Consider the following 18,304-nt stretch of genomic DNA (forward strand, 5'->3'; position numbering starts at 1 on the left):
GAGGCCTCTGGTGGGAGAGGAGTTGAAGCCGTGCCGGTGGGTAGGGAAGGGGGGTGCGGAAGCCATCGTGTGGCGTAAAGATGGTCTAGGCCAATGCATCCGTCAAGGGTTCTCCGAAGACCGGTTCTCAGCCGCTCCGTTCATGGATAAAGTGCGGAGGCGCCGGCACAGGGCAGCCAGTGTCGAGCTGCATCCGCCGCAGCCCCGCGGCACCGGAGGGAACGGGAAGCCGACGTGCCCCTTGCGATAGCAGTCACCAGCCCCGACCTGGTGATCTCACCGACCGACGGGCCGGTTCCCGACGCCGCCGTCCTCCGGCCGCCCGCCGAGGAGCCGCTGGAGACCGCCGTCGCCCGGGCGTCCGCCCTGCTCGACCGGTGCGGTCACGTCGTCGTCCTCTACCCCGACTCGCTCCCGGGGCCGTACGTGCGGCGGCTGCACACCGTGCGGGCCGTGCTGGAGAGCGAGCGGATCGCGCTGCTGCCCGTCGCGCTGCCGCCGCTCGCCGTGGGCGTGCTGGCCCGCCAGTTACGGCAGTTGTCGATCTCCGACCTGAGCCCCGGCGTGCTCGCCTCCGCCGCCCGCCTGCTCGCGCACTACGTCTACGCGGGCGCCCTCCTCTCCAGCGTCACCCGGCTCGACCGCGTCGAGGTCGGGCTCGGGACGCATCTCGCGTCCGCCCTGCCCGGCGCGCGCTTCGCCGTCCTCGTCAACCCCGGCCCGCGGCTCGTCCGCGTCGGCCGCGGCGAGGTTCCGGCCGGCCCCGGCTTCGCCACCTGGATGACCGTGGCCCGCGGCAAGCCCGTCCGCGGCGACGACTGGGTGCTGGGGACCCTCGCCCCCCGCTGGCACGTCCAGGGCGCGCAGGAGACCGCGCTGCCCGAGGAGTCCCGGCGCTGGTGGGGCACCCGGCGGGCCGTCGAGTTCGCGGCGGCCATCCCGGACCCGTCCGTGCTCTACCAGCTCGTGGCGTCCGTCCGGCGGGAGGAGTGCCACTGGTGCGGGCTCGAACTCATCGGCGACCGCTGTGCGTTCTGCACCGGCCCCCTGCCGCGCGCCGGCGCGCAGGGCCGGGGGCAGGCCCCGCCGCCGCTGCGCCGCGGCCGCCCGGCCGCCTCCGCCGCCCCGGCCCGCCGCTGAGCACCGCCGTCGGCTCCGCCCGGCCCGCCGCGCCCGCCCGGTCACGTCCCCGAACGAGGTTCGCCGCCCCATGAATTCACGCCAGCGTCGCGGGATCATCCTCCTGCTCCTGTCGGTGCTCTGCGCCCTCGGCGCGTTCGCCGGAGTCTTCGCGGTCGTCCACGACGCCGAGTCCAAGCTCGGCCCCGAGGCCACCGCGTACCGGCTGAAGGCCGACATCCCGGCCTACCAGCACCTGGAGAACGCCAAGGACCGCTTCGAGAAGGTCTCGATGCCCCGCCGCTGGCTGCCCTCCACGGCCGTCACCGACCTGCGCTACCTCGACGGCAAGATTTCCGTCACTCCCCTCCGTAAGGGATCGCTGCTCCAGCAGGACATGGCCGTCGCCCGGCCGGAGCTGCGGCCCGGACAGCAGGAGATCGCCATCATGATCGACGCGGCGACGGGCGTCGCGGGCAAGATCTACGCCGGGGCGAAGGTCAACGTCTACGCCACCTTCGACGGCAAGGACCAGGGCGGCAAGCCGGTGTCCAAGGTCATCGTCACCAACGCCCAGGTCATCCAGGTCGGCAAGCTGACCCCCTTCGACCGTGACGGCGGCAGCGGCGGCGCGACCGGCGTGCGGCGCGGCGGCGAAGCCGTGCCGATCACCTTCGCGCTGGACACCAAAGACGCCCAGCGGGTGGCGTACGCGGAGTCCTTCGCCTCCCACGTCCGGCTCGCGCTGGTCGCCCCCGGCGGCGACGACGCGGTCAGCGGCAGCGACCGCACCTACACGCTCGACGGCGACAAGTAGAGCAGGGGAGAGGGGAGAACGGTGACCATCAGGATCCTCCCGGCCGTCGGCGACCCGGACGCCGCCCGCGCCATCGGCGGCCTGCTCGGCCAGCTGCCCGGCGTCGAACCGCTGCCGGCCGTCGGGGACTCGGCCCGCCTGCTCGACACGCTCGCCGTGCTCGCGGCGGCCTCCGTCGACGAGCTCCCCGAGGTCGTGCTCGTCCACGAGCGGCTCGGCCCCCTGCCCGCGCTGGAAGTCATCCGCGAAGTCGCCCTGCGCTTCCCGGCGACCGGCGTCGTGCTCGTGACCGCCGACCAGGGGCCCGCGCTCTACGCCGCCGCCATGGACGTGGGCGCGCGCGGCCTCGCCGGCCTGCCGCTGTCGTACGAAGAGGTCGGTGCGCGCGTCCAGGCCGCCGCCCACTGGGCGACCGGCGTCCGCCGCCACCTGGGCAGCGGCGGCGAAGCGCCCGGCGGCGGGGCGGGCGGGACGCTGCTCGCCGTGGTCGGCGCCAAGGGCGGCGTCGGCACGACCGTCACCGCCGTCCAGCTCGCCCTCGCCGCGTGCGCCGCCGGGCGCAGCGTCGCCCTCGTCGACCTGGACCTCCAGTCGGGCGACATCGCCTCGTACCTGGACGTGCAGTTCCGCCGGTCGATCGCCGACCTGGCGGGCATCAGCGACATCTCGCCGCGGGTCCTCCAGGACGCCGTCTTCCCGCACCCGACGGGCCTCGGGCTGCTGCTGGCGCCCGCCGAGGGGGAGCGAGGCGAGGAGGTCGGCGACCTGGCGGCCCGGCAGATCGCGGCCGCGCTGCGCAGCCGGTACGAGCTGGTCATCGCCGACTGCGGCACGCAGATGACGGCCGCGGGCGCCGCCGTCGTGGAGACGGCCGACGCGGCGCTGCTGGTGACGACGCCGGACGTGGTGTCCGTACGGGCCGCGAAACGCATGGTGCGGCTGTGGGACCGGCTCCAGATCCGCAAGGCCGCCGACACCGTGACCGTCCTCAACCGGCACACCCGGCACAGCGAGATCCAGCCCGCCCTGGTGGAGCGCACCACGGGCACGCGGACCGCCCGGACCACGGTCCCGGCGGGCTACAAGGAGCTGCAACCCGCCGTCGACTCCGGGCGGATGCAGGACCTCGACGCCCGCTCGGGGGTCCGGCAGGCCCTGTGGGCCCTCGCGGGAGAGCTCGGGCTGATCACCGCCCCGGGCGCGGGCGCCGGGCCCTTACGCGGTGCCGCCGCCCACGCGAGCAGGTCGCTCACCGGAGGCGCACGGCGCCGGCGGGCCATAGGGAGCGGCGGCGCGGGCACCGGCGGCGGCACGGGGGCCGATCAGCTCGCCCCGGTGCCGATGGGGCGCTTCCGGCGGCGCGGGGGCGGTGACCGGGGGCAGGTCGCCGTGGAGTTCCTGGGCATCCTCCCGCTGATCCTCGTGGTGCTGGTGGCGGTGTGGCAGTGCGTGCTGGTCGGCTACACGTACGCGCTCGCGGGAAACGCGGCGGACAAGGGCGCGCGGGCGGCCGCCGTCGGGGGCGACTGCGCGGCGGCGGCGCGCGCGGACCTGCCGGGGGCGTGGCGCGGCGGCCCGGAGTGCGGCGGGCAGGGCACGGGCGTCGTCCGCGCGGAGGTCTCCTTGCAGGTGCCCGCCCTGTTCCCGGGCCTGGTGAACTGGCCGTGGACGGTGACGGGTTCGGCGGGGGCGGCGGAGGAGGAGCGGTGAGCCTGCGGCGGCGTGCGGGACGCGATGCGAGCGGCCGGATCGCAGCCGGGCGGGCCGGGGCGGCGCGTCCTTCCGGTGTCGTCCGCCGCCGTGACCGCGGGTCCCTCTCCATCGAGCTCATCGGGTTCCTGCCGGTGCTCCTGCTCGTCGGGCTCGCCGCGATCCAGCTGGGGCTCGCCGCGTACGCCGCGCAGCAGGCCGGCAGCGCGGCCCGGGCCGCGGCGCGGACCGCGTCGCTCGACGACCCTCGCATGTCGCCGGCCGCGGCCGGGCGGGCCGCCATGAGCGGGTGGCTGCGGACGGCCGGAGCGCCCGCCGCGGCCCCGTGCGCGGCCGGCGCCCCGCAGACCACGGCCGAGGTCACGGTCGTGATCCCCACCGTGCTGCCCCTGCTCGGCGAGCGGTCCGTGACCCGCCGGGCCACGATGCCCTGCCCGGCGGACCCCGGCACCGGCCTCTACCCGCCCCTGAGGAGCACCCCATGAGCCTGCGGGCCCGTATCACCGCCCCCGAGCCCGCCGCCGACGGCAGGGAGTCGGGCCACCTCGTCCCCGTCTACCGGGCGAAGCTGCTCGAAGAGATCGACCTCGCCGAGATGTCGGCGCTCGCCGCCTCCGAGCGCCGTACGCGGCTGGAGCGCGTCCTGGGCCACATCATCAGCCGCGAGGGACCGGTCCTGTCCACCGCGGAACGGGACCGGCTCATCCGCCGTGTCGTGGACGAGGCGCTCGGCCTGGGCGTCCTCGAACCGCTCCTGGAGGACCCCTCCATCACCGAGATCATGGTCAACGGGCCCGACCAGATCTTCATCGAGCGCGCGGGCCGGGTCGAGCCCGTACCCGTACGGTTCGCGTCGAACGAGCAGCTGATGCAGACCATCGAGCGCATCGTCTCCACCGTCAACCGCCGCGTGGACGAGTCGAACCCGATGGTCGACGCCCGGCTGCCGAGCGGCGAGCGCGTCAATGTCATCATCCCGCCCCTCGCCCTCAACGGCGCGACACTGACCATCCGCCGCTTCCCGCGCGCGTACACCCTGACCGAGCTCATCGGCATGGGCACGCTGGACGAGCAGATGCTGATGCTGCTGTCCGCGCTCGTCCGGGCGAAGTTCAACGTGGTGGTGTCGGGGCCGACCGGCTCCGGCAAGACGACGCTGCTCAACGCCCTCTCGGGGCTGATCCCGGAGGGCGAGCGCATCATCACCGTCGAGGACGCCGCCGAACTCCAGCTCCAGCAGGCGCACGTCATCCGCCTCGAATCGCGGCCGCCCAACGTCGAAGGTAAGGGCCGGATCACCATCCGCGACCTCGTCCGCAACTCGCTGCGCATGCGCCCCGACCGCATCATCGTCGGGGAGGTGCGCGGCGGCGAGACCCTCGACATGCTCCAGGCGATGTCCACCGGCCACGACGGCTCGCTGGCCACCGTGCACGCCAACAGCGCGGAGGACGCGCTGATGCGGCTCCAGACGCTCGCCTCGATGTCGGAGGTCAAGGTCCCCTACGAGGCGCTGCGGGACCAGATCAACAGCGCCGTGGACTGCGTCATCCAGCTCACCCGGCAGGCCGACGGCTCCCGCCGCGTCGCGGAGGTCGCCCTGCTCGACTCCCACGGCCACGAGGACTACCGCCTGGCCACCGTCAGCCGCTTCGAGGCCCTGCCGGTGGACGCCGACCGGATCGTGCGCGGCGGCTTCCGCCGCTTCCCGGTGCCGGAGCGGGTCGCGGACCGGCTGCGGCTCGCCGGGGAGTCCGTGCCGCCGGCCTTCGGCGTCGCGGCGTTCCCCGCCGAGCTGACGGTCCGCGAAGCGGGACAGCGGTAGGGGGGAGGGGGATCATGGATGATCTCGGGCAGCTTGTCGCGCTGACTGTCGGAGCCACCCTGCTGGCCGGTGTCCTGGCCATCGTGGGCGTGCAGTTGTACGCATCAGGGAAGGCGCAGCGCCGCGCCCTGGCCGAGCGGCTCTCCGACGCGCCCGCCCTGCCGCCGGGCGGGCGCTCCCGGCGCTTAGCGCGCCTGGACCGGCGGCTGCGCGCCACGCGGGCGGGGCGCAGGCTGGAGCGGCGGCTCGCCGCGACCGGCCTGGACGTCACGCCCGCCGAATTCGCCGCCGGCACGCTGGCCGCCGCGGCCGGGCTGTGGCTGGTCGCGGCCGGCGCTCTCGCGCCGTTCTTCGGCCCTCTGGCCGCCGCCATCACCGTGTGGAGCGCGTCCGGCTTCCTCGCCCGCCAGCGCCGCAAACGCATCGAGAAGTTCATCAACCAGCTCCCCGAGCTCTCGCGCATCCTCGCCAACGCCACCCAGGCCGGGCTCGCCCTGCGCACCGCCCTCGGCATGGCCGCCGAGGAGATGGACGCCCCGGCCGGCGAGGAACTCGCCAAGGTCGCCGACCGGCTCGCCGTGGGGCACTCCGTCGACGACGCGCTGGGCGAGCTGGCCGACCGGCTGCCCTCCCGCGAGCTGGTCGTCCTCGTGACCACCCTGGTGCTGTCCAACCGGGCCGGCGGCACGGTCGTCAGCTCGCTGCGCAACCTCACGCGGACGCTGGAGGAGCGCAAGGAGACCCGGCGCGAGGTCCGTACCCAGCTGTCCCAGGTGACCGTCACGGCGTACGTCGTCCCGCTGATGGGCCTCGGCACCCTGCTGCTCACGGACCGCATCGCGCCCGGCTCCATCGACCGGATGACGTCGTCGTTCCTGGGCCAGGCGGCCGTGGTCACCGCTTTTGTGCTGTACGGGCTCGGGTTCTTCGTCATCCGCCGCTTGTCCCGGATCGACGTCTGAGGGCGGGGATTGGGGTTGGGCGTGGGGCGGGCGCCGGGGCGGAACGGGGCGGAGCGGAACGGATAGGGACATGGGACTGGTGGGAATCCTGCTGGGGCTGCTGGCCGCACTGTCCGTGGCGGGCCTCGTCGCGGGCGTCGTGCTCTGCCGCAGCGAGGCCAGGCTGCCGGACGACCTGGCGCTGGCCCTGGAGGTCGGCTCGACCCGTACGACGGTCGTCGGCTCGGCCGTGGACCGGCTCGGGATGCGCTACGCGCCGCTGGTGCTGCGGATGATGGGCGGCAAGCGGGTGGCCAAGGTCCGCAGCCGGATCGACCGCGCGGGCAACCCCGGCGGCCTGACCGTCGACCGGTACGCGGCCCGCCGCGCCGTCTACGGGGCCCTCGGCTTCGGCGGCGCGCTGGTGATGGCGGCGGACGGGCAGTTCCTCCTCGCCCTGCTGCTCGTGGCCTTCGGGCTCTTCTGGAACGAAGTCGGCATCCGGGCCGCCGTCCGCGAGCGCAAGGCCGCGATCGAACGGACGCTCCCGGACTTCCTCGACGTCCTCGCGGTGGTGGTCAGCGCGGGCCTCGGCTTCCGGCAGGCCCTGGAGCGCGTCGCCGAGCGCTACGAGGGTCCGTGGGCGGACGAACTGCGCATCACGCTGCGCCAGATGGACATGGGCGTCAGCCGCCGGCAGGCGTTCGAGGAGCTGCGCCGGCGCAACGACTCCGAGCAGGTGGCGCAGTTCGTCACGGCGTTGCAGCAGGGCGAGGAGCTGGGCGCCCCCATCGTCGACACCCTGATCGCCATCGCCGGCGATATGCGCCGCGTCGACGCCCAGCTGGCCCGCCGCCGGGCGGCGCGCGCGGTGCCGAAGGCGACCGTGGTGATCACGACGTTCATGGTCCCGGCCACGATGATCCTGCTGGTGGCGGGGTTCTTCCTGGGGTCGGGCACGGACTTCGGCGATCTGATGGGGAGGTGACCCGGGGGTGTCCTGGAAGGTGGCCCCGGTGCGGGTGGGGCGGAAGTGGTTCCAGCTGCCCCAACTGCCTTTAACAGAGGGTGAATGGTGGCGGATGGTCTGTTCCGCTACGGCTGTTCCGGCGTACTTTTCTTGTGCTCGCCCGCCTGCCCGGACGGGGCCGGCCGCCGACGGAGGGAAACGTGATGGGAAAGCGCTTCTTGGGAAACGACCGGGGGCAGACCGCGATCGAGTACCTCGGCATCATCGCCGTGGTGGTGGCGATCGTTCTGGTGCTGACCCGGACGGACTTCGGGAGCGCGATCGCGAGCGCCATCTCCGACAAGATCAGCGAGGTGACGGGGGGCTGAGCGGGGGGTCGTCGGGGCGGCGGGACGGTCGGCTGATCGGGGGGCCGGGGCCGGTGGGGCGGTGGGCCGGTGGGCTGAGCGGTGGGCCGGTGGGGCGGGCCCACCGTGGCGGGCGCGACCGGGGGCAGGCGTTCCCTATCTACCTCACCGCCATTACCGCGCTCCTCTTCCTCGCCCTGGCCTTCTTCGCCGTCGGCCGGGCGGGCGCCACGAAGAACGGCGCCCAGACCGCCGCCGACGCCGCGGCCCTCGCCGCCGCGCAGACGTACCGCGACCAGCTCCGTACGGGCCTGCTGACGGCTGTCGGCGCGGGCGGCCCGTGGGCCGACTGGCTGGCCGGCCGCCTGGGTGATCCGGAGGCGGCCTGCGGCCGGGCCGAGCCCTACGCCCAGGCCAACGGCGCGAACGTCCAGGGGCGTTGTGTCGTCTCCGGGGGCCCGCTACCGGCCTCGTTCACGGTCACGGTCGAGTCCGCCGCGGCGGTCGGGAAGTCCGTCGTCCCGGGGACGGAGAGCCGGCACGCGACCGCTACGGCACGGGCGGTCGTCGAGCCGCGGTGCTGGGCGCTGCCGCCTGCCCCGTCCTCCCCGCCTGCCTCGTCCGCCCCGCCGTCGTCGTCCCCCGGCGGTCCGGGGCCGTCCGCGAGTCCGTCCGGCGGGGCGGCGGAGGGGAAGCCCGCCGTCGAGATCGTCTGCGACGGCGAGACCGTACGCATCGAGCCGGGCCGGCCCGGGGCCCCGGTGAGGGCGGCGACGCTCTTCACCGTACGGCTGGCGGACGGCGCGTGAACCCGGTGACCGGGACTGGGGCCGGGGCCGGGACCGGGACCGGCGGTTTCCGGAGCCCGCCCGACGAACGTCCTCCTGGCGAACGTCCTCCTGACGAACGAAGGAACATGACCATGACGATGCGGCACACGACGAAGGCCCGCAGGGGCGCCGCGGCGGCCGTGCTCGCGGCCGTCATGGCCCTGACCGCGGCCGGCTGCGGCGACGACGGCGGAGGGGGCGGTGCGGGCGCTCGCGCGTCCGGCAAGGCGTCCGCGCCGCCCGGCGAGGCCAAGAACCGCCCCCAGGACCAGCCGCCGTCCGGCGCCATCGGCGAGATGAAGGGCCCGGACGGGATAGCCGTGGCCATCACCTCGGTCGTCCGGGACGAGGGCGGATTCGTAACGGTCAACGGCACGCTCACCAACGGAGGTTCCCGGCCGTTCAATGCCATCCACTGGCTGTCGAAGGAGACGGAGATGAAGTCCCGCTCCTCCGTCTCGGGAGCCTCACTTGTCGACGCCTCGGGCAAGAAGCGCTACCTGGTCCTCCGTGACACCGACGGCGAGTGCCTGTGCAGCACGGGCCTGACCAACGTCAAGCCCAACGAGAGCCGCCCGGTCTTCGCGCAGTTCCCCGCGCCCCCGGCCGACGTCAACGAGGTGGACTTCCAGCTCCCCACCATGCCGTCCGTCCACGTGAAGATCTCGGGGTGAGCGCGCCGTGCCGACGCTCCGGGCCTGCTGCGGCACCGCACTCGCCGCCACGCTGACCACGCTCCTTACGGTGGGCGTCGCGCCCGCCGCCCCGTCCGCTGCCGCCGCCCCGTCCGCCGCTGTCCAGGGGCGCTCCGGTCCCGGCGGCCCGGCGAACACCACCCCGCCCGTGAAGATCGATGGTGCCGATCCGGACCTGAAGCTGCGCTCCGGTGCGAAGCTCGCGGCCGGGCGGGTCCTCGACATCAAGTCCGTCGTCGAGACGGAAGGCGGCGACGAGCGCCGCGAGGACACCAACGTGGACGTCACCTTCGCCCTCCAGGCCGAGGTCCTCTTCGACAAGGACAGCGCGCAGCTCAACCGCGAGGCCGGCAAGCGCATCAGCGCGATCGCGGCGGAGGCGAAGAAGCAGAAGGCGGGCACCCTGCGCGTCTTCGGCTTCACCGACGACCTCGGCTCCGCCGGGCACGGCCTCACGCTGTCGAAGGAACGGGCCAACGCCGTGCAGCGGCAGCTCGCCGAGAAGATCGGCTCGTCCTCGGTCGCGTACCAGATCCGGGGGTACGGCGAGCAGTTCCCCATCGCCGACAACTCCACGGAGGAAGGGCGCCGGAAGAACCGGAGGGTGGAGGTCAGCTTCCCGCGGCGGGGGTAGGGGATACGGGATCCACTAGCACAAGTGGCTGACCGTGTGCGGGGTTTGTCGGGAAGGCGGAGATTCGGCTTGATCGCATGGTCATCATGGAGGCATGGCGCCAGTGGAGGATGCGGGGTGTGCCCGGTACACGTACCGGCTTCGCGTGTCGTCCGCTGCACGTACTGCCCTGCTTGCCGAGTGGGGGCGCTGCCGGTGGATCTGGAACGAGTGTGTGGCCCGGTCGCAGAAGGCCCATGCTGACGGGGAGAAGTGCGGTCCGGCGCGATTGGACTCAATGTTGACCGAGGCCCGCGCCCGCACGCAGTGGCTGCGTGCGGGCAGCAGTGTTCCGCAGCAGCAGATCATCCGGGATTTCGGCAGGTCCCGTGCCAAAGCCGTGAAGGACGTCAAGGCCCGGCTGCCGGTGCACCGCCGTGCCGGGATGCCGAAGTGGAAGAAGAAACGGGAGGCCCTGCCAACGCTGAACTACACCCGGCGTGGCTTCCGCCTCAAGGATGGACATCTGTGCCTCGCGGGCGGTATCGCTCTGATGGTGGTGTGGTCGAGGGAGCTCCCTGCCGACGCATCCAGCGTGCGCGTGTATCAGGACAGCCTCGGCCACTGGTACGCCAGTTTCGTCGTGCCCGCCAGTGCTGAGCCCCTGCCCCGTACAGGGCGGGTGATCGGTGTGGACTGGGGTGTAAAGGAGACGGCGACCACCACCAGTGACACTCACGACCTTCCCCACGCCGAGCATGGAAAGAACGCTGCCGCCAAGCTCGCCCATTACCAGCGGATGATGGCTCGGCGCAAGCCCCGAAAGGGGCAGCCCGGGTCGAAGGGCTACCGGGAGGCGAAGCGGCAGACGGCGAAGCTGCACAAGAAGGTGGCCCGGCAGCGGCAGGACACTGCCCGGAAGTGGGCCAAGGCCGTGGCGCGGGATCATGATGTCATGGCTGTGGAGGACTTCCGCCTAAAGTTCCTCTCCAGGTCCACTATGGCTCGTAAGGCCGCCGATGCCGCCATTGGCGCTACCAAGGCGGCCCTGGTCGAGATGGCTCGCAAGCATGGTCGTGCCGTGCACCTGATCCATCCTGCGCACACCACGATGGACTGCGCGCACTGCGGAGCGAGAGCCAAGCACGCACTGCCGCTGGGTGAGCGCATTTACACCTGCACCGCATGCGGAGTCTCTTCCCCGAGGGACAAGAACTCCGCACGTGTGATGCTCGTCAGGGCGGGTCTGAGCCCTGCTGGTGCCGAGGGTGTAAGACCCGGCGGGGCGCAGCCCCGCCGGGCAGCCTGAGCCAGGAATCCCCGCCCAGCCCTGAAGGAAGGAATCCCCTCCCTTCCAGGGAGGGGAGCAGTCAACAGGGACGACGTCTTCCACCGCCCCCGGCTGATGGTCCGCACCGTCCGGCGGGCCCTCGACGACCTGCGTGCCTTTGACCGGATGGTCGCGAACTCCGCGCACAGCACGGCAGGATGGGGCGGCGCGGATGCCGGGGGAGTGGTGAGGGAGGCGTGGGATGAGGGGCCGCGGGAAGGCGAGGGGCGGGGTCGTCGGCGTGACGGTCCTGGGGCTGCTCATGGCAGTGACCGCAAGGGCAGGGGCGGCCGGAGAGGCCGGGGCCCTCACCGGGTACGCGATGGCCCCGGGCGCCCAGGTGATCGAGGGGGCCCTGGCCAGGGACGGCGGGCCGCTGCTGGAACCGGGCCCGCACACGTACAAGGACTCCGTCCGGCCCGGTGAGCGCAAGCACTACACGGTCGAGCTGGACGGCACGTCGAACGCGTACGTCTCCGCCGTGGCCGCCCCGAAGCCGGGCAGCGCCATGGGCCCCAGGGACGGCATCGACGTGGCCCTGGAGGCGCTGGACGGGACGTCGTGCGGTGGCGGCCGGCACCGCACGTTCCTGTCGGCCGGCGGCGCCTATCCCGTCGCCGACTACGCGGAGCGGGCGCCCCGGCCGGGCAGTGCCTGCGCCGCCGCGGGCACGTACCGGTTCGTGCTGGAGCGGGGGGATGCGGCGGGGGGTGACGGTGCGGCGGTGCCGGTGGAGCTTCAGTACGTTACGGCGCCGCCGGGGGAGGAGGGGGCGGGTGGTTCGGGTGGTTCAGGTGGTCCGGGGGGTTTGGGGCGATCGGATGGTCAGGGTGGTCCGTCCTCCTCGGGTGGTAGTTGGGCCTCGCAGGCGCCGCGGATGCCGGACGGGCCCGGCAAGGCCGTCACCGGCGGGTCCGGGTTCAACGACGCGGCGGAGGTGGGCGCCGGCTCCTGGAAGGACGAGCTCCGCCCCGGCGAGACCCACTTCTACCGCGTCGCCGTCACGGCGGGCCGCCAGCTCTTCGCCCGCGCCCGGTTCGGCGCGGCCCCGAGCGGCGGAGCCACGCCGTACGTGTCCGGCGGGGTGCGTCTGGGGCTGAACAACACCGCGCGGGGCTATGTGATGAACCGGACCACCGGGTACCAGGGCAAGCCCGCGGCGGTCTCTCTGGCCACGCCTCCGGCCGCGTACGGGGGTGGCGTGGCGGTGGGGGACGCCGTGCGGGGGATGCGGTTCGCCGGGTGGTACTACCTCCAGGCCAGTCTGAGCCCGCGGGCCGGTGCGGGGGTGGGGGCGGGGGCCGCCTCGGCGGCTGTGCCTGTGACGCTTGACGTCGATGTGGCGGCGGCTCGTGAGGCCGCTCCGGCTTCGAAGCCGGTTTCCGGTGTCGTCCCGTCCGGGGGTGAAGGGCGGGACGGGGCGCTGCGGGTCGTCGGATACGCGGGTGTCGGTACGGGCTCGGCCCTCCTGGCCGGGCTCGCGGGCTGGACGCTGGTGGCGCGGCGCCGTGCGCGCCGGCATGGCGGGTGAGGGGCGGGGGCTCCGGGGCAGGGGTCCGGGACCGTATATTTACGGGCCCGTTCCCCGCGTTCCTTTCGCGCCCTCATGCGCATCGGGCCCGCAAATACACGTCAGCGTCCCGGACCCCTGCCCCTGCGCCCCCGCCCCTCCTGCCCGTCGCCGTCTGCGGGTCCTTGCCCTTCGTGTTCGAAGCGGACGCTGATTCCTGGGCGCAGGCCCCAGTTGGTCATCGTGTTCGCCGCTGACTCCAGTACGTGGCGGGCTCGCGGGCGTGGCAGGCCCAGTCGGCCCGGTTGCATGGTGCGGACCGCCAGGACCTTCAAGTTCCGGTCCAGATAGGCCACGTCGATGGCGAAGCGCATCCGGAAGGTGTGCACGCTCGCGGCCGGTGTGAGGAGCAGGGCGCCGTCGATGGTGTCGCGGCCCAGGAGGCCCCGGGTGCGGGAACGGTAGGACGCGGCGATCTCCAGGGGGATTGGGGGGCCTTCCGGGACATGGAGGCGGGCCGTGCCGTCCTTCGCGCGGGGCATGCTCCGGACTTTATCCACAGGCCCGGGCAGGGGTGTGCGGATGTCCGTAATCTCAAGGTCATGGAGACGTTGTTGGTTGCGGCCGGGGGCGTTTACGGGGGCGTGGCCGGGCAGTTGGTGCCCCTTGCCGGGTATCGGCTGAGCGTCGGGCCCGAGGAGCCCTGGCGGTCGGCGGGCCCGTGCGGGCACGCGGTCGCGGGGTGGCTGGGCCGGGCGCGGTGCGGGGTGTGCGGGGAGGGGTACGGCCCGGGGGCGCTGCTGCCCGCGGTGGTGACGGCCCTGGTGTGCGGGGCGCTCGCGGCGGTGGTCGGGGCCCGGCCCGAGCTCGCGGTGTGGCTGCTGGCCGCGCCGACGGCCGTGCTGCTGGCCGTCGTCGACCGCTCGGTGCAGCGGCTGCCGGATGTTCTGACGCTGCCTCTGGCCGCGGGGACGGCCGTGCTGCTCGGCGCGGCCGCCCTCATACCCGGGGCGGCCGGGTCGTGGCCGGGGGCGCTGCTCGGCGGGGCGGCCCTGGGCGGCGGGTACTTCGCGCTGTTCCTCATACACCCGGCCGGGATGGGGTTCGGTGATGTGAAGCTGGCGGTGGGGCTGGGGTGCGCGCTCGGCTGGTACGGCTGGCAGGTGCTGTTCCTGGGAGCCTTCGCGGGGCTGTTGCTGGGGTCTCTGTACGGGATGGCGCTGCTGGCGACGCGCAGGGCGGGGCGTGGGGCCGCCCTGGCCTTCGGCCCGTTCATGATCGCGGGTGCTTGGGTGGGGGTGCTGACCGGCGGGGCGTGCAGTGGGTGAGGGCCCGGCCTAACTATTGGATCGTTCAATCCAAAACTGCTACGGTCGGATCATGGCCCGACCGAGGAAGTTCGACGAGGAGCGGGCGGTCGACGCCGCGCTTGAGGCGTTCTGGACCGCCGGGTACGAGGCGACCTCCACCCAGGACCTGTGCGAAGCCACAGGGCTGGGCCGGAGCAGCATCTACAACGCCTTCAAGAGCAAGCACGACCTCTTCCGGCGCGCCCTGCTCCGCTATATGGAGCACAAGAACGAGAACATCGAGGCCGTCCTGGACAGCGGGCTCCCCGTCCGCGACAAGCTCCGGACGCTCCTCGACGCCATCGTCGAGGAGGAAGTGCTCTACGCGGAGGACGGCCGCGGCTGTCTGGTCGTCAACTCCTGTATCGAGCTCGCGGCCAAGGATGCCGACGTGGCCCGGGTGCTGGAGCGCGACTATCAGCGGCGGTTCGAGCTGCTGAAGGCCGCGATCGAGTCCGGGCAGCGGGACGGCGACATCGACCGGGCCAAGGACGCCGGCGCGCTCGCGCACTTCGTCATCGCGGCCATCGGCGGCCTGCGCGTCTCGGCCCGGGCCGGCGTCGGGCGTGACGCCCTGGAGGGCATCGTCCGCACCACCCTCGACGCCCTCTGATCCCTTTCTTCCTTCCGTCCGCCCTTCCTTCACGTCTCCCGGGCTCCGTGTTGCCGGGTAGCCGCATGTCTCAGTTTTGTACTGGTTGATCTAAAACTTCTCCCGTAAGGAGCACCCTCACCCATGCCCCGCGCCGTCCATCTCCTCGCCCTCGGCATCTTCGCCATGGTGACCAGCGAATTCGTCGTCGCCGGACTGATGCCCCAAATGGCCGACGGGCTCGGCGCCACCATTCCGGAGATCGGCTACCTCATCACCGCCTTCGCCCTCGCCATGGCCTTCGGCGGGCCCTTCCTCACCGTCGCCGTCATGCGCCTGCGGCCGAAGACCGCCCTGATGGTGCTGTTCGCCGTCTTCCTCGCCGGCAACCTCCTGGCCGCGACCGCCACCACGTACGGCGCCATGCTGGCCGCCCGGATCGTCACGGGCGTCGCCTCGCAGGCCTTCTTCGGCGTCTCCCTCTCCCTGTGCGTCCAGCTCACCCGCCCCGAGCTGCGCGGCCGCGCCGTCGCCGCCGCCCTGAACGGCCTCATGCTCGGCACGCTGCTGGGCCTCCCGCTGTCCACGCTCGTCGGCGAGCACTTCGGCTGGCGCGCCGCCTTCTGGGCCATCTCCGCGCTCGCCGCCCTCGCCGCGCTGTGCACCGCCGCCGGCATCCCCGCCGTGGAGCGCGCCGCCGAGAGCGGGGGTCTCCGCCGGGAGCTGGCCGTCTTCAAGCGCCGCAAGCTCTGGCTCACGCTCTCGACCAGCACGTTCGTCATCGGAGCGACGTTCTCCGCGTTCAGCTACCTCAACCCGGTCCTCACCGGGCTCACCGGCTTCTCCGCGGGCGCCGTCCCTGTCCTGCTCATCGCCTACGGGGCCGCCACCGTCGCCGGCAACTGGGTCGTGGGCCGCCTCGCCGACCGCCACGCCGTCCCCGTCCTGCTGTGGGGCCTCGCGCTCAACGCCCTCTTCCTCGCCGGTTTCGCCCTCACCGCGCACCTGCCCGTCCCGGCGGTGGCGTTCACGGTGGGCATGGGGCTGGTCGGCGTCACCATGAACCCCGCGATGGTCACCCGCGTCCAGCGCGCCGGCAACGCCGGGCCGCTGGTCAACGCGATCCACTCCTCGTGCATCACCCTCGGGATCGTCATCGGCTCCTCGGTCGGCGGCCTGGCCGTCGACGGCTTCGGCCTGCGCGCCCCGCTGTGGCTCGGCGCCGCCCTGGCCGTCGTCGGGCTCGTCACCCTCGTCCCCGACCTCGCCCGCCGGAAGACAGCTGCCGCCCCAGCCTCCCCCGAACGGCTCCCCGCGTCCCCCGGACGGCCCTCCGACGCGCCCGGGCCCATCGCCGCGTCAAGTCGGCCGTGATTTTTCCGGACGTTATCGAAGTGTGCCCAAGCGCCTTCCGGAGCCGACCGCGGAATGGCCGGTTCTACGCCGTAGGCCCAGTGCTGGCGGGCCCCCGGGGCCTTCGGGCGGATCGGCCCGGACCCGCCCGTTCATGATCAAAAAGTCACCCAGTGTCAGCATCGCGCGGGTCGTCACCCTCGTCGGTGCAACGAGCACCGCCTCAGACCGGTTAAGGTGGAAACCCCCCCTCGGGCCGGTCCGTATCCCCCCCACGGACCGGCCCGTTTTCTTTCCCCTTCATCACCCTGGGTGACGATCCGTGTGACCCGGACCCTCCGGCCCGGGCTCAGCCGCGGCGGGCCCAGATGTTGACGCCCTCGGTGCTTACCGCGAGGGCATCGATCTCCGCCAGCTCCTCCTCGGTCAGCTTCGGAGCCCCCAGCGCGGCCACGTTCGCCTCCAGCTGGGCCACGCTCGACGCGCCGATCAGCGCCGAGGTCATCCGCGGGTCGCGCAGCACCCAGCTCAGGGCCAGCTGCGCGAGCGACTGCCCGCGCCGCCCGGCGATCGCGTTCAGGCCCCGCAGCCGGCCCACCACGTCCTCGGTCAGCAGCGCCGGGTCCAGGGACTTGCCCTGCGAGGCGCGCGAGCCCTCCGGGATGCCGTGCAGGTACTTGTCGGTCAGCAGGCCCTGCGCGAGCGGCGCGAAGGCGATGCAGCCCATGCCCTCCGCCTCCAGGGTGTCCAGGAGCGCGTCGTCCTCGGTCCAGCGGTTGATCATCGAGTACGACGGCTGGTGGATGAGGGCCGGCACGCCCATGCCGCGCAGCAGCCGGGCCGCCTCGGCGGTCTGCTCGGCGCTGTACGAGGACACGCCCGCGTAGAGCGCCTTGCCCTGCTGGACGGCGGACGCGAGCGCGCCCATCGTCTCCTCCAGCGGGGTCTCCGGGTCGAACCGGTGCGAATAGAAGATGTCGACGTGGTCGAGACCCGTCCGGCGCAGCGACGCGTCCAGCGACGACAGCAGGTATTTCCGCGAGCCCCACTCGCCGTACGGCCCGGGGTGCATCAGATAGCCGGCCTTGGTCGAGACCAGGATCTCGTCGCGGTACGGGCGGAAGTCCTGTGCGAAGATCTTGCCGAAGTTCAGCTCGGCGGAGCCGGGCGGCGGCCCGTAGTTGTTGGCCAGGTCGAAGTGCGTGACCCCGAGATCGAAGGCGCGGCGCAGAATGGCACGCTGCGACTCCAGGCTGCGGTCGTCACCGAAGTTGTGCCACAGTCCCAGGGAGACGGCCGGCAACTTGAGGCCGCTGCGGCCCGTGCGCCGGTACTCCATCGTGTCGTAGCGGTTATCGGCCGCTCGATAGTGAGCGGAATGTGTGGAATCGGTCATGTGCATCTGACTATCACGGTCTTGTGACAGACCGAGTTGGGTTCCCGTGACACGCGGGCAGTAATGTGGCGCCCTCGGGGCGACCGCCGTGGCTTGGAGGGGCTGGAAACGTGAAGTTGCGCGACCTGGTGTACAGGCTCTACGCACGCCGGGTGGAAGGCCGCCTCGACCATGCGCAGGTGCCCAAGCACATCGGCGTCATCCTCGACGGCAACCGCCGCTGGGCGCGCGCCGACGGACGCACCACCGAGCAGGGTCACCAGGCGGGCGCCGACAAGATCTCCGAGCTGCTCGGCTGGTGCGCCGAGACCGACGTCGAGGTCGTCACCCTCTGGATGCTCTCCACCGACAACCTCGACCGCCCGGCCGTGGAGCTCAACCCGCTGCTCGGCATCATCGAGAACACGGTGCGCGGCCTGGCGGCGGACGGCCGCTGGCGCGTCCACCACGTGGGCACGATGGACCTGCTGCCGGCCCGCACCCAGCAGGTGCTGAAGGAGGCCGAGCAGGACACGATCGGCACCCGCGGAATACTGGTCAACGTGGCCGTCGGCTACGGCGGCCGGCAGGAGATCGCGGACGCGGTGCGGTCGCTGGTGCTCGAAGCGGCGGAGAACGGGACGTCGTTCGAGGAACTGGCCGAAACGGTCGATGTCGAGCACATCACCAAGCACCTGTACACGCGCGGCCAGCCCGACCCGGACCTCATCATCCGCACCAGCGGTGAGCAGCGGCTGTCGGGTTTCATGCTCTGGCAGAGCGCGCACTCGGAGTATTACTTCTGCGAGGTCTTCTGGCCCGCTTTCCGGAAGGTCGACTTCCTGCGCGCATTGCGCGATTACGCCGCCCGGCACCGGCGCTACGGCTCCTGAGGCGTTTGCAGCGCGAACGGATCCGGCCGGGGGCG

19 protein-coding genes are annotated in these 18,304 nt (G+C 72.8%); 17 read left to right on the top strand and 2 right to left on the bottom strand.

Features of this window, described 5'->3' with window-relative positions; translation table 11 throughout:
- Positions 1-234: 234 nt before the first annotated feature.
- From D7231_RS03695 to D7231_RS03755, 13 genes are all read left to right on the top strand, one after another.
- Positions 235-1,140, top strand: a complete 906-nt coding sequence (locus tag D7231_RS03695) for a hypothetical protein (RefSeq protein WP_120753480.1) — start codon at positions 235-237, stop codon at positions 1,138-1,140.
- Between the two features lie 70 nt (positions 1,141-1,210).
- Positions 1,211-1,936, top strand: coding sequence for a Flp pilus assembly protein CpaB (gene cpaB / locus D7231_RS03700; protein WP_120753481.1), 726 nt, complete (start codon positions 1,211-1,213; stop codon positions 1,934-1,936).
- A 21-nt stretch (positions 1,937-1,957) separates the two neighbouring features.
- Entirely contained in the window at positions 1,958-3,646 is a 1,689-nt protein-coding gene (locus tag D7231_RS03705) for a CpaE/TadZ family protein (RefSeq protein ID WP_120753482.1), read from the top strand.
- Positions 3,643-4,131, top strand: coding sequence for a TadE/TadG family type IV pilus assembly protein (locus D7231_RS03710; RefSeq protein WP_241999555.1), 489 nt, complete (start codon positions 3,643-3,645; stop codon positions 4,129-4,131). Before D7231_RS03705 ends, D7231_RS03710 begins: the two co-directional genes overlap by 4 nt.
- Positions 4,128-5,471 carry a TadA family conjugal transfer-associated ATPase gene (locus tag D7231_RS03715; protein ID WP_120753484.1) on the top strand — a complete coding sequence of 448 codons (1,344 nt, stop codon included), beginning with the start codon at positions 4,128-4,130 and terminating at the stop codon, positions 5,469-5,471. Before D7231_RS03710 ends, D7231_RS03715 begins: the two co-directional genes overlap by 4 nt.
- 14 nt (positions 5,472-5,485) lie before the next feature.
- Positions 5,486-6,433 (top strand): type II secretion system F family protein, encoded by a 948-nt coding sequence (locus D7231_RS03720; RefSeq protein ID WP_120753485.1) that lies wholly within the window; start codon positions 5,486-5,488, stop codon positions 6,431-6,433.
- A 70-nt stretch (positions 6,434-6,503) separates the two neighbouring features.
- Positions 6,504-7,400, top strand: a complete 897-nt coding sequence (locus D7231_RS03725) for a DUF5936 domain-containing protein (RefSeq protein WP_120753486.1) — start codon at positions 6,504-6,506, stop codon at positions 7,398-7,400.
- A gap of 185 nt (positions 7,401-7,585) precedes the next feature.
- Positions 7,586-7,750, top strand: coding sequence for a Flp family type IVb pilin (locus D7231_RS03730; protein ID WP_120753487.1), 165 nt, complete (start codon positions 7,586-7,588; stop codon positions 7,748-7,750).
- A gap of 89 nt (positions 7,751-7,839) precedes the next feature.
- On the top strand, positions 7,840-8,538 hold the full coding sequence (locus D7231_RS03735) for a pilus assembly protein TadG-related protein (RefSeq protein ID WP_120753488.1): 699 nt from the start codon (positions 7,840-7,842) through the stop codon (positions 8,536-8,538).
- A 113-nt stretch (positions 8,539-8,651) separates the two neighbouring features.
- Complete coding sequence (locus D7231_RS03740) at positions 8,652-9,233, top strand: hypothetical protein (RefSeq protein WP_120753489.1); 582 nt, start codon at positions 8,652-8,654, stop codon at positions 9,231-9,233.
- A gap of 7 nt (positions 9,234-9,240) precedes the next feature.
- Entirely contained in the window at positions 9,241-9,888 is a 648-nt protein-coding gene (locus tag D7231_RS03745; protein ID WP_241999556.1) for an OmpA family protein, read from the top strand.
- A gap of 94 nt (positions 9,889-9,982) precedes the next feature.
- The gene (locus D7231_RS03750) at positions 9,983-11,176 is read left to right on the top strand and encodes an RNA-guided endonuclease InsQ/TnpB family protein (protein ID WP_120753490.1); all 1,194 of its coding nucleotides are present in this window, start codon (positions 9,983-9,985) and stop codon (positions 11,174-11,176) included.
- Between the two features lie 223 nt (positions 11,177-11,399).
- Positions 11,400-12,728, top strand: coding sequence for a hypothetical protein (locus tag D7231_RS03755; protein ID WP_120753491.1), 1,329 nt, complete (start codon positions 11,400-11,402; stop codon positions 12,726-12,728).
- A 101-nt stretch (positions 12,729-12,829) separates the two neighbouring features.
- Here the strand turns inward: D7231_RS03755 and D7231_RS03760 are convergent, their stop codons facing one another.
- A complete protein-coding gene (locus tag D7231_RS03760; RefSeq protein ID WP_120753492.1) occupies positions 12,830-13,249 on the bottom strand; it encodes a DUF192 domain-containing protein in 420 nt (139 codons plus the stop codon).
- Between the two features lie 60 nt (positions 13,250-13,309).
- On the opposite strand from D7231_RS03760, the gene D7231_RS03765 reads away from it, so the two are divergent.
- The 3 genes from D7231_RS03765 (at position 13,310) to D7231_RS03775 (ending at position 16,022) form a co-directional block, all read left to right on the top strand.
- A complete protein-coding gene (locus D7231_RS03765) occupies positions 13,310-14,035 on the top strand; it encodes a prepilin peptidase (protein WP_120753493.1) in 726 nt (241 codons plus the stop codon).
- Between the two features lie 52 nt (positions 14,036-14,087).
- A complete protein-coding gene (locus D7231_RS03770; RefSeq protein ID WP_120753494.1) occupies positions 14,088-14,669 on the top strand; it encodes a TetR/AcrR family transcriptional regulator in 582 nt (193 codons plus the stop codon).
- A 123-nt stretch (positions 14,670-14,792) separates the two neighbouring features.
- On the top strand, positions 14,793-16,022 hold the full coding sequence (locus D7231_RS03775) for an MFS transporter (RefSeq protein ID WP_120753495.1): 1,230 nt from the start codon (positions 14,793-14,795) through the stop codon (positions 16,020-16,022).
- Between the two features lie 328 nt (positions 16,023-16,350).
- Here D7231_RS03775 and mgrA read toward each other — a convergent pair whose 3' ends face one another.
- Positions 16,351-17,397, bottom strand: coding sequence for an L-glyceraldehyde 3-phosphate reductase (gene mgrA / locus D7231_RS03780; protein ID WP_120753973.1), 1,047 nt, complete (start codon positions 17,395-17,397; stop codon positions 16,351-16,353).
- A 110-nt stretch (positions 17,398-17,507) separates the two neighbouring features.
- Here mgrA and D7231_RS03785 point away from each other — a divergent pair, with 110 nt between their 5' ends.
- Positions 17,508-18,269: an isoprenyl transferase gene (locus D7231_RS03785; RefSeq protein ID WP_030367510.1), complete on the top strand. Its 762-nt coding sequence runs from the start codon at positions 17,508-17,510 to the stop codon at positions 18,267-18,269.
- Positions 18,270-18,304: the final 35 nt, after the last annotated feature.

The organism is Streptomyces klenkii, assembly GCF_003626645.1.
In the GTDB taxonomy this organism is placed as follows: Bacteria; Actinomycetota; Actinomycetes; order Streptomycetales; family Streptomycetaceae; genus Streptomyces; species Streptomyces klenkii.

Excerpts from the sequence above, each read along its gene's own strand:
- D7231_RS03760 (WP_120753492.1), bottom strand. The coding sequence starts at position 13,249 with ATGCCCCGCGCGAAGGACGGCACGGCCCGCCTCCATGTCCCGGAAGGC.
- D7231_RS03725 (WP_120753486.1), top strand. The coding sequence starts at position 6,504 with ATGGGACTGGTGGGAATCCTGCTGGGGCTGCTGGCCGCACTGTCCGTG.
- D7231_RS03715 (WP_120753484.1), top strand. The coding sequence starts at position 4,128 with ATGAGCCTGCGGGCCCGTATCACCGCCCCCGAGCCCGCCGCCGACGGC.
- mgrA (WP_120753973.1), bottom strand. The coding sequence starts at position 17,397 with ATGACCGATTCCACACATTCCGCTCACTATCGAGCGGCCGATAACCGC.
- D7231_RS03720 (WP_120753485.1), top strand. The coding sequence starts at position 5,486 with ATGGATGATCTCGGGCAGCTTGTCGCGCTGACTGTCGGAGCCACCCTG.
- D7231_RS03730 (WP_120753487.1), top strand. The coding sequence starts at position 7,586 with ATGGGAAAGCGCTTCTTGGGAAACGACCGGGGGCAGACCGCGATCGAG.
- cpaB (WP_120753481.1), top strand. The coding sequence starts at position 1,211 with ATGAATTCACGCCAGCGTCGCGGGATCATCCTCCTGCTCCTGTCGGTG.
- D7231_RS03775 (WP_120753495.1), top strand. The coding sequence starts at position 14,793 with ATGCCCCGCGCCGTCCATCTCCTCGCCCTCGGCATCTTCGCCATGGTG.
- D7231_RS03755 (WP_120753491.1), top strand. The coding sequence starts at position 11,400 with ATGAGGGGCCGCGGGAAGGCGAGGGGCGGGGTCGTCGGCGTGACGGTC.
- D7231_RS03750 (WP_120753490.1), top strand. The coding sequence starts at position 9,983 with ATGGCGCCAGTGGAGGATGCGGGGTGTGCCCGGTACACGTACCGGCTT.
- D7231_RS03765 (WP_120753493.1), top strand. The coding sequence starts at position 13,310 with ATGGAGACGTTGTTGGTTGCGGCCGGGGGCGTTTACGGGGGCGTGGCC.
- D7231_RS03740 (WP_120753489.1), top strand. The coding sequence starts at position 8,652 with ATGACGATGCGGCACACGACGAAGGCCCGCAGGGGCGCCGCGGCGGCC.
- D7231_RS03770 (WP_120753494.1), top strand. The coding sequence starts at position 14,088 with ATGGCCCGACCGAGGAAGTTCGACGAGGAGCGGGCGGTCGACGCCGCG.